This window comes from Bacteroidota bacterium (assembly GCA_016713765.1).
GTDB lineage: Bacteria > Bacteroidota > Bacteroidia > AKYH767-A > 2013-40CM-41-45 > Pollutiaquabacter > Pollutiaquabacter aromativorans.
The window spans coordinates 1,089,887-1,104,551 of record JADJON010000003.1; the positions used below are offsets into that span (position 1 = coordinate 1,089,887).

The 14,665-nt window shown below is 54.2% G+C and carries 10 protein-coding genes; 1 reads left to right on the plus strand and 9 read right to left on the minus strand.

Annotation, left to right across the window (positions count from 1 at the left end; all coding sequences use genetic code 11):
• The first annotated feature begins 87 nt into the window (after nucleotides 1–87).
• Complete coding sequence (locus tag IPJ96_15440) at nucleotides 88–6,447, plus strand: hypothetical protein (GenBank protein MBK7911710.1); 6,360 nt, start codon at nucleotides 88–90, stop codon at nucleotides 6,445–6,447.
• Between the two features lie 70 nt (nucleotides 6,448–6,517).
• Here IPJ96_15440 and IPJ96_15445 read toward each other — a convergent pair whose 3' ends face one another.
• From IPJ96_15445 to IPJ96_15485, 9 genes are all read right to left on the minus strand, one after another.
• A complete protein-coding gene (locus IPJ96_15445; protein ID MBK7911711.1) occupies nucleotides 6,518–7,897 on the minus strand; it encodes a lactate utilization protein in 1,380 nt (459 codons plus the stop codon).
• 22 nt (nucleotides 7,898–7,919) lie between these two features.
• Nucleotides 7,920–9,152, minus strand: a complete 1,233-nt coding sequence (gene lysA / locus IPJ96_15450; protein MBK7911712.1) for a diaminopimelate decarboxylase — start codon at nucleotides 9,150–9,152, stop codon at nucleotides 7,920–7,922.
• Between the two features lie 72 nt (nucleotides 9,153–9,224).
• On the minus strand, nucleotides 9,225–9,746 hold the full coding sequence (locus IPJ96_15455) for a DUF2480 family protein (protein MBK7911713.1): 522 nt from the start codon (nucleotides 9,744–9,746) through the stop codon (nucleotides 9,225–9,227).
• A gap of 265 nt (nucleotides 9,747–10,011) precedes the next feature.
• A complete protein-coding gene (locus IPJ96_15460) occupies nucleotides 10,012–10,365 on the minus strand; it encodes a DUF59 domain-containing protein (GenBank protein MBK7911714.1) in 354 nt (117 codons plus the stop codon).
• Complete coding sequence (locus IPJ96_15465) at nucleotides 10,365–10,790, minus strand: SufE family protein (protein ID MBK7911715.1); 426 nt, start codon at nucleotides 10,788–10,790, stop codon at nucleotides 10,365–10,367. Before IPJ96_15465 ends, IPJ96_15460 begins: the two co-directional genes overlap by 1 nt.
• Before the next feature lie 3 nt (nucleotides 10,791–10,793).
• Nucleotides 10,794–12,059, minus strand: a complete 1,266-nt coding sequence (locus IPJ96_15470; GenBank protein MBK7911716.1) for a cysteine desulfurase — start codon at nucleotides 12,057–12,059, stop codon at nucleotides 10,794–10,796.
• Nucleotides 12,056–13,381 (minus strand): Fe-S cluster assembly protein SufD, encoded by a 1,326-nt coding sequence (sufD, locus tag IPJ96_15475; GenBank protein ID MBK7911717.1) that lies wholly within the window; start codon nucleotides 13,379–13,381, stop codon nucleotides 12,056–12,058. The genes IPJ96_15470 and sufD overlap by 4 nt, the downstream gene beginning before the upstream one ends.
• A 4-nt stretch (nucleotides 13,382–13,385) precedes the next feature.
• Nucleotides 13,386–14,144, minus strand: a complete 759-nt coding sequence (gene sufC, locus IPJ96_15480) for a Fe-S cluster assembly ATPase SufC (protein MBK7911718.1) — start codon at nucleotides 14,142–14,144, stop codon at nucleotides 13,386–13,388.
• A 45-nt stretch (nucleotides 14,145–14,189) separates the two neighbouring features.
• Nucleotides 14,190–14,642, minus strand: coding sequence for a four helix bundle protein (locus tag IPJ96_15485; protein ID MBK7911719.1), 453 nt, complete (start codon nucleotides 14,640–14,642; stop codon nucleotides 14,190–14,192).
• Nucleotides 14,643–14,665: the final 23 nt, after the last annotated feature.

Below are 14,665 nucleotides of genomic sequence, written 5' to 3' on the forward strand. Positions count from 1 at the left end.
TTTTTCATTACTTTGTAACCCCTGCAACCCGCATCCTGAGCGGGTTTTAGCCATTATTCAAGTTTCGAAACACACAACCAAAATACCATGCGTAAAAACAACTTGTTGCGCGGATTGCTGTTCGTAAGCGGCATTCTGCTGAGCTACTTTGCAAATGCTCAAACCAACCCGACAGCGCAGTCGCTGCCGTATTCACAGAATTTCGGTACCACAACCTTCTCGACAATGCCTACGGGCATGGCTTCGTGGGGAGGATTGAATGGCGCGAGCATTACCACACAAACACTTGCGGAGGGCTCAGCACCCACCGCCAATGCAACCGTGACAGCGCAGGCTACAGTCACCACCACGGGTGGAACATTCGGATACAATGCCACTGCCACCACCAATGCGAAGGCCTATATCCAGACATCCGGCAACGCAACAGCTGGTGTAAATCAATTGGTACTTGCGATCAACACCACCGGCAAACAGTCCATTACTCTTTCATACGATGTTGAGATCCTATCCGCTCAACCACGAACGATCGGCGTCGTCGCCCAATACCGCATCGGTACCAGCGGTTCATGGACGACGATCACAGGCTCCGGCAACCCCTACAGCCAGGCCGGTGGCACCACCGGCCTTAAGACAAGTCCGTCACTCACCTTACCTGCTGCTTGTAACAACCAAGCGGTTGTCCAGATTCGCTGGGCCACCTGGCGTGGTACAGAATCGGGTAACAGTTCGGGTCTGGCTATCGACAACATCAGTGTCAATGGCTCCAACTTATCCCCCACGATTACGTTGAGTAAGGCTACCATCAATTTTGGTAATATTCAAGTTGGATCAAACTCATCCGATTCGGTTTATGTTGTTTCCGGGCAGGGACTTTCTAATGATGTAACCATCACCGCCCCGACAGATTATACTATTACGCTCACAAGCGGCTCTGGCTATACCAGCACTCTTACGCTTACACAAGTAGCTGGCAACATCGCCAACACCAATATCTACGTGCGTTTTTCACCTTCCGTTGCAGGTCCAAATGCAGCTTCAGTTACGCATGTTACAACTGGCGGTAATAACCCTGCTCTTGCTGTCACCGGTACCGGTGTTTCTTGTTCGCCACCCACCATTTCCCCTGCCGGACCTCTCCTGCTTTGTGACGGTGCCTCTCAACTACTGACGGCGAGCAGCGGCGCCAGTTATACCTGGTCGACCGGTGCCACTACGCAAAGCATCACTGTTTCCACTGCCGGCAGCTATTCCGTTACAGTTGATGATGGTGCGGGATGTGTAGCTACCTCTGCACCGGTGGTCATCACAACCAACACGTTCAGCTATACCGGAACGGTCTTTTCGGAAAACATGGGAACCACAGGTGCCAACACGCTCGTTAATTCGTTCACGGGTTGGCAAAATAACGGCACCTTCTCGTTTTCTTCAACTACTGCAAGCCAGCCTGATGTCCGCACCTCATCCCCCTCCAGCTACGTCGGTGCTTCCGGATCTGACAACGTGTTCTTTACCTCCGGCGCTGCACGTAATTTCATTATCAGCGGCATCAATACGACGGGCTATACAGGCCTGACCATGACATTCGGGATGTTACAATCCTCCGTCGCGGGAGGTACGGCACCGCTTACCCTGGAATTCAGTTCCGATGGCATCAACTGGACGCCTATCACCTACGGCACCCCAACCGGCGCCACGTGGCAGCAGTACACGATCAGCAGCGGTATCCCTGTCACCGCCAATCTCCGGATCCGATTTTCCAAGACATCCAGTAATTCCGCACAGCATCGCCTGGACGACGTCGTAATAACGGGGACCACCACCACTGCCAACATTGCCTCGACTACGGGTACAGTAATCTGCGGAACAGGCAGCATCCACCTGATCTCCAACATTCCAAGCGCCAACCTTTGGAACACGGGGGCGACGACGCAATCGATCGATGTGAATACCAGCGGAAGCTACAATTCGGTTGTAACCATTGCTAACGGATGTTCTAAAACCACCAACACTATCAACATTATCGTTGCAACGCCCCCGTCTCATACGGCAACAGGTACCAACCTGAGTTGCAACGCGAGTATGGACGGCTCCATCGGCTTCAGTGTAACCAACGGAACCGCTCCGTTCGAGTACTCGGTGAACAACGGCAGCACCTACCTGCCCGCCTCGCCGGTAACCGGACTCAACACCGGCACGTACGTGACCATTGTGCGCGACGCGAATGGTTGCACCAGCCCGGCGCAAAGCGTCACCCTTACCCAACCCTCGGCCATTACGTTCTCCGCTTCGGGTTCCCCGGTAAGTTGTGTGGGCGGAACGGATGGAACGATCACCATCACCGGTGAAGCCGGTGGTGCCGGTGGCCCTTACGAATTCTCCATCGACAACGGTGGCAGTTGGCAAACCAGCGGCAGTTATACAGGACTTGCCGCCAACACTTACCAGGTTCGTGTCAAGGATGCCAGTGGTTGTATTTCGCCAGCCTCCCCGGTGGTCGTTGGTACCAGCCCCATCGTTTATACCATCAACGCTACGGCTGGCTCGAATGGTTCGATCAGTCCGGCAGGAGTTTCCAATGTCGACTGCGGCACCAATCTAAGTTACACCATCACGCCCGGCAGTTGTTATCAAATTGATGATGTACTGGTGGATGGAGTTTCTGTTGGCGCGGTAAGCAGCTACACGTTCTCGAATGTAACCACGAACCATACGATCAGCGCTTCCTTCAGCATCATCACCTATACCGTCACCTCCACTGCCGGTGCAGGTGGTACCGTAACTCCGCTGGGTGTTCAGACGGTCAATTGTAACGACAACAGCAGCTTCACCATCACGCCCGATCCCGGTTTTGTCATCTTGGACGTAGTCGTTGACGGTGGTTCCGTAGGACCGGTAGCGTCTTACACGTTCAACAACGTGGTGGCTAATCATACCATCGATGCCACCTTCGCTGCTTGTAACAATCCCGCTACCGCCAATGCCGGTCCCGATGCAGCTGTTTGCGCAGGTTCCAGCATTGCACTGGCAGGTGTGATCGGAGGCGGCGCCAGCGATGGCGTTTGGTCCACTTCGGGAAGCGGCTCCTTTAACACCAGCACATTGTACAGCCAGGCAACCACGTATACTCCCTCGCTCGCTGATATCACCTCCGGCACGGTCATACTGACGTTGACTTCCGACGATCCCGACGGAGCCGGCGGCTGTCCGAGCGTTTCCGACCAATTGGTCCTGACCATTAACCCGGTTCCGGTCGTGAGCATTGGCGGCAACAACTTCTTCTGTACCGGCGGCAGCACGGTACTGAGTGCAAACGTCAGCGCAGGCGGACCCGCCACCAGCTGGTCATGGTCGATCGGAGGTTCTCCGATCTCCGGCGCGAACAGCGCCACCTATTCCGCAAGCGTTGCAGGTGATTACACCGTGACCGTTTCGAATAGCTTCGGTTGCTCATCGACCTCCTCCATCCTGACTGTTTCCGAAAATACACCGCCGACTGCGCCGACGATCAGCCCGGCCGGTCCGGTTTCTATCTGCAACGGCAGCTCGGTTGTGCTGACGTCCAGCTATGCATCCGGAAATACATGGAGCAGCGGCGCCACTACTGAATCGATCACCGTCACTGCAGATGGAAGTTATACCGTTACCTACACCGATGGCAACGGCTGCAGCGCAACTTCTGCTCCTGTCAGCGTGACGGTCATCGTCGCCAGCGCCAGCGTTACGCCCGGCGGACCGACCACCTTCTGTGCCGGCGACTCCGTATTGCTGAGCGCCAACAGCGGCTCTGCCTATCTCTGGTCCAACGGCGCAACGACCCAGGACATCTATGCCACAACCGGTGGCAACTATACCGTTGTTGTGACTGATGGAAACGGATGTACGGCCACTTCCGCTCCGGTTACCATTACGGTGAATAATTACAGCTTCACCGGCATCTTCTTCTCGGAGAATATGGGGGTACCGACCGCGAATACGGACATTACCGCCTATACCGGATTCCAAAATCAGAATGTGCTCTTGTATACGTCATCCACCAGTCCGCAAAGCCAGGTACGCTCTACAACAGCGTCAACCGGTTATACCGGTGCCAGTGGTGGCGGAAACGTGTTCATGGGCTTCTCCGCGACGCTCGGTAACAACCGCGACTTCATCATCAGTGGAATTAACTCCCAGTATTATACCGGCATCACACTTTCTTTCGGTCTTCTTCGCACAGATGCGGCGACCAGCATGGTTGTCGAAACCAGTACCGACGGTGTCAATTACACCCCGCTGACGGTACCGCAACCCGGCACGAACAACCAATGGACGAAAGTGACCGCTTCCGGTACAATTCCAGCCGCTTCGAATTTATATCTGCGCTTCCGGAAGAGCGCTGCCAACACGACTCAATTCCGTATCGACGACATCCAGCTCAGCGGTACCGCCAGCCAGGTAGCGGTAACGGCTCCGTTTGGTACGAACATCTGCGACGGTGCCTTCCGCCCGGTTCTTTCGAATATCCCGCTCGGCAATAACTGGTCGAACGGCGACATCGCCCAGGCGACTTTCGCCTTCTTTGGCGGCGACTTCTTTACGAATGTCACCGATGGCAACGGCTGCGTTTCTTATTCGGATACCGTGACCATGACCGTCATCCCGAATCCTACCATCGTTACCTCGACCCAGGATCCCACCTGCGGCGTGGATACGAACGGTATCGCGATTGCGGAAGGCCAGAGTGCAACAGCACCGTACACGTATTCGTGGAACACGGTACCGGTAACGCTGAATGACACGGCAAGCAATCTGATCGCCGGCAGCTATACCGTCACCGTCACCGACGCAAACGGCTGTTCCGCTCAGACCAGTGTAACCCTCAACCCCGCACCGGTAGTCGACTTGTTCGTAACGCCGACCATTGCCTGCTTCGGCGAGTGCAACGGTACAGCTACTCCGACTCCGCTCAGCGGCACCGCTCCCTACACCTATGTGTGGGATACAGTAAACACCAACATCGGCAGTTTCTATAATATCGATGTTACGCCCAAGACCGCTGCTCACCCCTTCTTTGCTCAGGGTAACGTGAACGGCTACTCGGTCAACGGTATCGAAGGCCGCGCCCTTACACTCGTACGTGGTGTAACCTACACGTTCAATGTCAATGCAACCGGATTCCCCTTCATCATCAGCACCGACTCCATTGCCGGAAACTATACCGGTGAAGTACTCAGCGGCGTGACCGGTAGTCGTGTTCAAACCGGCTTCCTGACCTTCACGCCGAACAATACCCACCCGAGCCTGCTGTACTACGCCAGCGGAACAGGAACCCTGATGGGTTACCGCCTGAATATCGTAGACGGTCTCAGCTCGACTTCCCTGACGGATCTCTGCACCGGTGTCTATACCGTCCGTGTGGTGGATGCCGCAGGTTGTTCCGGTCAGGTGACCACCTATGTCGCGGAGAACGCTCAATTGATCGCCACCTGCTCTGCTTCCGATGCTACCTGTTTCGGCGGTGACGGATCGATTACCGTGAGTGCTACCGGCGGATCTGAGCCGTACAGCGGTGTCGGCACGTTCAACGTTCCGGCAGGCAACTATACGTACACGGTTACCGACTTTGCAGGTTGTACTGCATCCTGCTCCGCAACGGTGGCAGAACCTGCCGAGATCATTGTTGCTTCGTTCACACCGACCAGTGGCTCGGTTGGCAATAGCGTCACGATCAGCGGCTCCGGCTTCACCGGCGCTACCGATGTTTCCTTCAACGGAACGTCGGCATCGTTCACGGTCGACAACGACGGCCAGATCACCGCTACCGTTCCAGTTGGCACCACCAGTGGACCGATCACGGTCTTCGTTGGAAGTTGTTCGGGAATTTCCGCCACCAACTTCACCATCAATACCACCCTGAATGTGAAAGCGTTTATCCAGGGCTATTACGCTGGCAGCGGGATGATGAATTCGCCGATGTTCAATAACGGTGTTTCACCCGATCCATCGGATTGTGATACGATTACCGTCTGCCTGATGGATGAGTTCACCTATGCTTCCGTAGCCTGTGCTACCGTTATCCTGGACGTTAATGGTCAGGCGGATTTGTCGGTGTCCATTCCGGGTAATTACTGGATCAAGATCACGCACCAGAACGCTCTTCAGACGTGGAGTGCTGGTCCGATAAGTATCAGCGGAACGACCTCCTACGACTTCACGACGTCATTCACACAGGCATTTGGCGGCAACATGGTGGAAGTAGAAACCGGAATCTGGGCATTCTGGAGCGGCGACACCAATCAGGATGAGTTGATCGAAGCGACCGACTATAGCAATGTCGAGAACGATGTCGTAGGCTTCCTGTTCGGCTACCTGGGAACGGACCTCACCGGCGACGGACTCGTAGAGGCTTCCGACTATTCACTCGTTGAAAACAACGCACAAGGTTTCCTCTTCTCTGTACATCCGTAAACGAAGAGGTAGAAAAAATGAAAAGGGCCGGCTCATTCGAGTCGGCCCTTTTCATTTTAGTACACAAAGGTCATCTCTTCATCCGCTCCCGCCATTGCTGATTGAACGAACGGTCAGCCACCTTCGGCAACTCGCGCCGCGAACCCCAGGACTTGCTGAAGAAATTCTTCAAAACGAAATTCCGGATGCCCGAACCTCCGAGGTTCATCAGCGTCCGGCTGAGCATGGCCCTTTTCCAGATCGCATACACCCAATTTTCACTTCTGGGCTGCGTGTGCTGATCCACCGAATCCCGACGATTCAGCAAGAGTAGTTTGTGTAACTCGATTCGCACGGGGCAGACTTCCGTGCATTTACCACAAAGGGAAGAAGCATAGCTGAGGTGCTTGAATTCTTCCATACCCTTATAATGCGGGGTGATCACCGAGCCGATCGGACCGCTGTAGGTGGAGCCGTATGCATGTCCGCCAACACCTTTGTAGATCGGACAACCGTTCAGGCAGGCGCCGCAGCGAATGCAATACAAGGCCTGCCGCTGCTCTTGTTGAGCGAGCAATTGGGTGCGACCATTGTCCAGCAGGATCACATACATCTCCTCCGGCCCTTCGGTTTCGTCCTGCTGCCGGGGACCGGAAGAAATACTGTTATACACGGTGATGTTCTGACCCGTTCCATGCGTTGCGAGCAGCGGCCAGAAGATATCCAGGTCGGTCAGCGACGGAATGATCTTCTCGATTCCGGCGATGGCGATTTGCACACGCGGAAAGGAGATCGACATCAAGCCGTTGCCTTCATTCTCCGTTACTGCCACACCGCCCGTATCCGCGATCAGGAAATTCGCTCCCGTGATTCCCACTTCCGCCCGCTGATACTTCTCACGCAGGGTCTTGCGCACAAACGCGGTGATCTCTTTCGGCGTACTCTCGATCGGCAGCTGGTACTTTTCATGAAACGTCTTGGCCACGTCTTCCTTCGAAAGATGCATGGCGGGCGTAACGATGTGATAGGGATGCTCCTCGCGAAGCTGAACGATGAACTCCCCGAGATCGGTCTCGATGGATTCAATCCCCGCTCCGGCCAGCGCTTCGTTCACGTGAACCTCTTCCGTCGTCATCGACTTCGACTTGACCACGGTTCGTGCGCCGACCTGCTTCAGGATCTTCAACAGTTCCGCCTGCGCTTCTTCCGCATCGCGCGCCCAAATGACCCTGCCTCCCCGGCGGATGAAATTCGCCTCAAACTCGATCAGGTACTTGTCGAGATTCTCCATCACCTTCCACTTCAGGAAATTCGCGCGGTGACGGGCCGTATCGAAATCAGCGTACTGCTGCTTCCCTTCAACTACTTTCTTGTCGTATTGGTGGATATTGAACGCAAGCTTCCGCCGGTGTTCGGGATCGAAAACGCGTTGCTCTGCGTCGGCTAAAAATTGTTCAGAGGCGGAAGACATGAGAAGTCACAAAATTAACGAATCAGAGTGGTACCTCCACCTGGTTGCGGAGCAGGTCATCCAGGACTTCCCGCTTCCTTGCCAGGTAAGCTTTCTCCTTGTAAATCAGCACTTCAGCCGGTCGCAAGCGGGAATTGTAGTTGTTGCTCATGGCAAATCCGTAAGCGCCGGCATTGCAGATGGCGAGTACATCACCCTCCCGCACCTCATTCAACCGTCGGTCAAGTCCGAAGGTGTCCGTTTCACAGATATAGCCGACTACGGTATATACACGCGGCTTACCGGCGGGATTGGATAGATTGACGATCCGGTGATAAGCGTCGTAAAACATCGGACGGATCAGATGGTTCTGTCCGGAGTCAACCCCGACGAAAACCGTCGCCAGCGTTTGCTTCACGACATTGGCACGAACCAGTAACAGACCGCTTTCACTCACCAGGTACTTGCCCGGCTCGAACCACAACTGCAACGGCCGACCATAGGCCTGACAAAACTCCCGGAACCGGGCACTCATGTCCCGACCGAGTTCCTCCAAATCCGTTACGACGTCGCCTTCTTTGTACGCTACTTTGAAACCGCTGCCAAAGTCGATGAACTCCAGATCGGGAAACTGACCCGCTGCTTCGAACAGTAATTCCGCAACGCGCAGGAAGACCGATGCATCCAGGATCTCGGACCCGGTATGAATGTGAAGCCCGTTGATGCGAAGCCGGTAACTTTTTACGATCCGCTCGATGTGTCGAAGCTGGTGGATCGAAATGCCAAACTTGGAATCGATGTGACCGGTCTGAATGTGCGTATTTCCTCCCGCAAGAATATGCGGGTTCAACCGAATGCAACACGGATAACGATCGGCAAACTCGTTGCCGAATTGTTCGAGCGTGGAAAGATTGTCGATGTTCACCACAACGCCGGCCTGAACACCGCGACGGATCTCCTCAAACGAAACGCCGTTGGGCGTAAACAGGATTTCCGCAGGGGCGAAACCTGCCAGCAACCCCAACTCCACCTCTTCCATCGACACCGCGTCCAATCCGGCTCCGATCGAACGCAAAAACCGAAGCAGCGACAGGTTGGTGTTCGCCTTGCATGCATACTTGATCTTCAGATCGACATCCGGAAAGGATCGTACCAGGGACAAATACTGGGACCGGATCTTGTCGGTATCGTACACATACAAGGGCGTCCCGAATTGCGCGGCCACTTCCAATAAATCAACTCCACCGGCACGGTATCGGTCCTTGGTCAGTTCCATGGGTAAATCGTTTACCCAAAAGTAGAAGTTGGAAGTAGCGGTCCGAAACCCGCCTGCCCGAGTTATTAGCCGTCAGCTATGGGAATCATCCTGCGATTTCGGGCGCTTGTACACCGGTACTGTGCTGCAAGGTTCGCCGTAATGTATACTGCGGGCGATGGGGCGAAGAAAGGTTGTCAAGGCAGTATAGGCGGAAATCGGTACGGGCACCTTGCTGCAACCCTTGATGACGATCCGCTGGTCCCGGTAAACCTCCGGATCAAGCGCGGCGATTTTCTCAGCATACAGTATTTCGTCCAATCGGTCCGGCGTTCCGAACACCACCCGCCTGGCAACAGGCTCCAGCCAGCTGGCCGCCAGCATGAACGCCCAGGTCGGTACGATCGCGTCGGCGCTGCACAGGAGCGAGACCAATTTATTCTGATACCGGGAAAAATCATGCTGCTTCAAGCCTTCCCGAAAATCCTTCTCACGCAAGATCAGCCCTTCAAACAACCAGTCTTTCAGATCAAAAACCATCCGTTCCGTCGGATCATACCAATCCTCCAGGTCGATGGTCAGCAGACCGCTTTGGGCGACTTTGTTGGGAAGCATGAGAGGGGGTTAGTAGTTCCGGGTTCCGTGTTTCGAGCTCCGGGTTAGTTGAGTTTACCTTTCAGGAAGCGCGTCTCGGGAGGGAAGTAATTGGTAATTGGTTATTGGTTATTGGTAATTAAAAATTTGCCAATCGTTGTATGGTATTGGCGATTGAATCTCGTTTAATTGAAAACTAAACTATTTACTATTTACTATTCACTGTTCACTGTTCACTGTTTACTGTTTACTGTTTACTGTTCACTATTCACTATTCACTACCTCATCACCAGAACCCCAACTCCATCCTCGCCTCTTCACTCATCATATCCTTATCCCAGGGCGGATTGAAGGTGATTTCTACTTTGGCGGAATTGACATCCGGTATGTTGCGGACTTTTTGCTCGACATCCGGTGGAAGCGTCTCCGCTACCGGACAGGCCGGTGAGGTGAGTGTCATGAGAATGTGGACATCGTTACCATCGCTGATGTTGATCTCATAGATGAGGCCGAGCTCGTAAATGTCAACGGGAATCTCCGGGTCATAGCAGCTCTTGAGCACGTCGATGATCCGATCGCGTAGCGGCTTTACCGGAGTATCCGGCGCAGGGGAAGCGGCTGGTGTCTGAGGAGTATCCATCAAATATGCTGCGACTGGAATCCCAGTGCATAGAGTTTAATTTGTTTGATCATGGCTGCCAGTCCGTTCGCCCGGGTCATCGCAAGGTGCTGGCGTAGTCCGATCTTATCAATGAAACTGAGTTCGGATTTTAATACATCTTCCGGTGCTTGTCCGGATAGCACACGCAACAACAAAGCGATCTCCCCTTTCACGAAGGTGCTGTCACTATCGGCTTCGAACCACACTTTTCCATCCTGCATGGAAGCCGACAACCAAACACTGCTCTGACAACCCTTGATCTTCCGGTCTTCGGTCTTCAACGCATCAGCCATCTCGGGTAACTGTTGCCCCAATTCAATGATGTACTGATATTTCTCCGTCCAGTCATCGAACAGGGCGAAATCCTCCACGATCGCGTTTTCCAATTCTTGAATCGTTGCCATGACTCAGCCTTTCCGGAGTAAGTGAATCGCTTTGCGCAGCGCTTCGACGAATCGATCGACTTCCTCCGCCGTATTGTAAAACATGAACGATGCCCGTACGGTTCCGGGAATACCGAACCGGTCCATCACCGGCTCGGTGCAATGATGACCGGTACGCACGGCAATACCCTGGGTGTCGAGGAACATGCCAATATCCAGTGCATTAAGGCCTTCAACGATGAATGACAGGACTCCGGATTTGCGCTTTGCTGTTCCGATGATGCGTACTCCGGGAATCGTTGCTATGGAGGCCGTGGCGTAGGCGAGCAATTGCTCCTCCCATTCAGCGACAACCGTTCGATCGAGGCTAGCCCAGTAATCCAGCGCGGACCCTAAGGCAATCACATCCGCGATATTCGGGGTGCCGGCCTCGAACTTGTAAGGAAGTTCATTGAACGTGGTGCCGTCAAACGAAACGGAATGGATCATCTCGCCTCCACCCTGATAAGGTGGCATGGCTTCCAGCAACGCTTCCTTTCCATAGAGCACTCCGATGCCGGTTGGACCCAGCATCTTGTGTCCGGAGAAGACGAGGAAATCACAATCCAACTCGCTTACATCCACGGTTCCATGCGCAAGCGTCTGAGCGCCGTCGACGAGTACCGGGATGTTCTTTGCATGAGCCGAGTCGATCATGGTCTTCACCGGATTGACGGTTCCCAACGAGTTACTGGTATGGACGACAGCCACCAATCGAACCTTCGGCCCGAGTAATTGATGATAAGCGTCAAGATCCAGTTCACCGTTATCCAGGATCGGAATGTGCCTGACCGTAGCGCCGCGTTCCGCACATACCAGTTGCCAGGGCACGATATTGCTGTGGTGCTCCATGCCGCTGACCAGCACTTCGTCTCCCGGGTGCAGGTTGGCACGTCCCCAGGAAGAAGCGACCAGGTTGATCCCTTCCGTCGCGCCCCGTACGAAGACGATCTCCCGTTCGGAAGCCGCATGAATATAGTCGCGTAACTTCAACCGTACTTCATCGAACTCCTGCGATGCCTTCTGGCTGAGGAAATGTACGCCGCGGTGGACGTTTGCATTCGAGGTGCTGTAGTAACGAACCAACGCGTCAATGACCGCCTTCGGCTTCTGGGAAGATGCGGCATTGTCCAGATAAACCAGGGGCTTCCCGTAGGCGCGTTCGCTGAGAATGGGGAAATCCGCACGGATCTTCCCCAGGTCCAGCTGGGTGGACGGAACCGAAATTGCCGGTGACGCGGCGGTACTCATGGAGCGGAATCCAATAGTTTTTTCTCGATGCGCTGCATCAATTGCTCACGCAATGATTCAAGCGGAATATTGTTGATCACATCGGCTGCAAACGCGATGTTGAGGAACGCGCGCGCGCCAGCTTCACCGATACCGCGGGAGCGCAGGTAGAACAGCGCTTCTTCGTCGAGTTGTCCGGTGGTCGCCCCGTGCGAACACTTCACGTCGTCGGCGAAGATCTCCAGTTGCGGCTTCGCGTTCATCACGGCATCGTCGCTAAGCAGGATATTCTTGTTCGACTGATACGCGTTGGTCTTTTGCGCGTCCTTGCGGACGAGGATCTTGCCGCTGAAGACGCCTTCCGACTGCTGATCGAGTACCCCTTTGTACAGTTCATTGCTGAGCCCGTGGGGAACCGCGTGATCGACCAGCGTGTGATTATCGACGTGCTGGTTGCCCGCAAGCAGGTAGAGGCCAAACAAATGCGCCGTCGCATGCTCTTCGGACAACAGGATGCCCAGGTTGTTGCGCACCAGCGCGCCACCGAGGGTTATGGTATTGATGTTGAAGGTAGCGTCGCGCTGAACCGTGGCCTGGGTATGACCGATGTGCAGGGCGGAGCGGTCCTCCAGTTGCAACTTGACCAGCTCCAGTTTCGCGTTCCGACCGGTAAACGCTTCGGTAACCGCGTTGGTGAATCCGGACTGACTGCCGGGCAGCGAGTGCCAGGACTCGACCACGACGACGGAAGACGACTCCTCCGCGATGATCAGATTGCGGGGAAAAGCAACCGATGCTTCTTGCCGCGCATCATTCACGAAAACGAGGTGGATCGGTTGTTCGATCTGCACGCCCCGTGGTATGAAAACGAATGCCCCGTCCGGCATGAAGGCGGTATTGAGCGCGACGAATGCTTCGTTTTCCAGCGGAAGGTTCTGTTGGAGATACTCCTTCACTTTCGGGTGGTCGTGGTGACGAGCAAGCGACCCTACGATAGCGCCGATAGGCAAGGACTGTAAACTGCTGAGCGATTCGCGGTAACGACCGTTCTCGAAAACCAGCCGGATGCCGTCGAGCCGTACCGCTTCCAGTTTTTCCAATTCCAATGCCTGCAATTTCTCGGTGGAAGGCGCAGGCACAAAGGGCATGGCCGACACCTTGGCAAGGTTGGTATAACGCCAGGCTTCCGTACGGGGACCGGGTAGGCCGATCGATTCGAACGACTGCATCGCCGAACGGCGCATGGGCAACCAGGTATTGTCCTTCTCACCGGAAAATAGACGGTCGAACGTCTCCCGGTAAACCGGTGCAAGCTGCAGCGTGGATGTTGATGTCTTGCTCATGGGATCAGACTCCTGCCGACACTTCTTCTTTGATCCAGTCGTAACCCTTGGCTTCGAGCTCAAGGGCGAGTTCCTTCGGACCCGATTTTACAATGCGGCCTTTGTACAGGACATGCACGACGTCGGGCACGATATAATCCAGCAATCGCTGGTAATGGGTAATGACTACAAAGGAACGTTCGGGAGATCGCAGGGCGTTCACGCCATTGGCGACGATCCGCAGGGCGTCGATGTCGAGCCCGGAATCCGTTTCGTCGAGCAGGCACAGCGAAGGTTCCAGCATGGCCATCTGGAAGATTTCGTTACGCTTCTTTTCTCCGCCGCTGAAGCCCTCGTTCACGGACCGCTGGGTCATCGCCTTGTCCATTTCCACAAGGGCCATCTTCTCCTTCATCAGCGCGATGAAGTCCTTGGAGTCAAGCGGGTTTTGTCCGCGCGCTTTCCGCACTTCATTCACAGCGGTTTTCAGGAAATTCGCGTTGCTGACACCCGGTATCTCGACAGGATACTGGAATGCGAGGAAGACGCCCTTGCGCGCACGGTCCTCCGGAGAAAGTTCCAGCAGGTTCTCGCCCTTCAGACTGACCGAGCCGCCGGTCACTTCATACTCTTCGCGTCCCGCCAATACGGAAGCAAGCGTACTCTTACCGGAACCATTCGGCCCCATGATTGCATGGACTTCTCCAGGCTTAACTTCCAAAGAAAGTCCGTGCAGAATCTCTTTTCCTTCGATGGAAGCGTGGAGGTTTTTTATCGTTAGCATCTCTAATGATGTTCGTTTAAGGTTGAATGTTGGCAAGTTGAAAGATCACGGATTATTGACCTTGATTCTTTGCTTGATGATCCTTTGATATAGTGCTTCAGGTTCAGTTACCTGGTAGTTCTTCTTTCGAAGGTTGGCGTTTTGAAGATAGCTCATCAAACCGGAAAGCATCTTGCTTATCGTGGTGACTTTATCGTATAGTTCCTTGAATTCTTTTTTATCGATGTAATTCTGGTCGAATGACAAATAAAGTTGTGCTCTGAGTTCTCCAGCACTTCCTTTCGCCATGGAAAGAAAATGGACGAACTCTTTCGGGCTATTGCGCTCGAACCCCTCTGCTATGTTTGACAGAATGGAGACTACTGCTCGTCTGACCTGATCCCGCAGAACAAAATCTTTTTGGAAATTTGATAAAGAGGATACCCTATAAGTCAGGTTGGCCAACACACGTGCTTCCTGCCAAATTTTCAGATCCTCAAACCGCTCAATAGTAGCCATTCCAACTTTCAACTTTCAACTTT

Bases quoted from the DNA above. Each gene is read 5' to 3' on its own strand.
- sufC (MBK7911718.1), bottom strand. From the start codon at position 14,144: ATGCTAACGATAAAAAACCTCCACGCTTCCATCGAAGGAAAAGAGATT.
- IPJ96_15465 (MBK7911715.1), bottom strand. From the start codon at position 10,790: ATGGCAACGATTCAAGAATTGGAAAACGCGATCGTGGAGGATTTCGCC.
- IPJ96_15460 (MBK7911714.1), bottom strand. From the start codon at position 10,365: ATGGATACTCCTCAGACACCAGCCGCTTCCCCTGCGCCGGATACTCCG.
- IPJ96_15485 (MBK7911719.1), bottom strand. From the start codon at position 14,642: ATGGCTACTATTGAGCGGTTTGAGGATCTGAAAATTTGGCAGGAAGCA.
- IPJ96_15440 (MBK7911710.1), top strand. From the start codon at position 88: ATGCGTAAAAACAACTTGTTGCGCGGATTGCTGTTCGTAAGCGGCATT.
- IPJ96_15445 (MBK7911711.1), bottom strand. From the start codon at position 7,897: ATGTCTTCCGCCTCTGAACAATTTTTAGCCGACGCAGAGCAACGCGTT.
- sufD (MBK7911717.1), bottom strand. From the start codon at position 13,381: ATGAGCAAGACATCAACATCCACGCTGCAGCTTGCACCGGTTTACCGG.
- IPJ96_15470 (MBK7911716.1), bottom strand. From the start codon at position 12,059: ATGAGTACCGCCGCGTCACCGGCAATTTCGGTTCCGTCCACCCAGCTG.
- lysA (MBK7911712.1), bottom strand. From the start codon at position 9,152: ATGGAACTGACCAAGGACCGATACCGTGCCGGTGGAGTTGATTTATTG.
- IPJ96_15455 (MBK7911713.1), bottom strand. From the start codon at position 9,746: ATGCTTCCCAACAAAGTCGCCCAAAGCGGTCTGCTGACCATCGACCTG.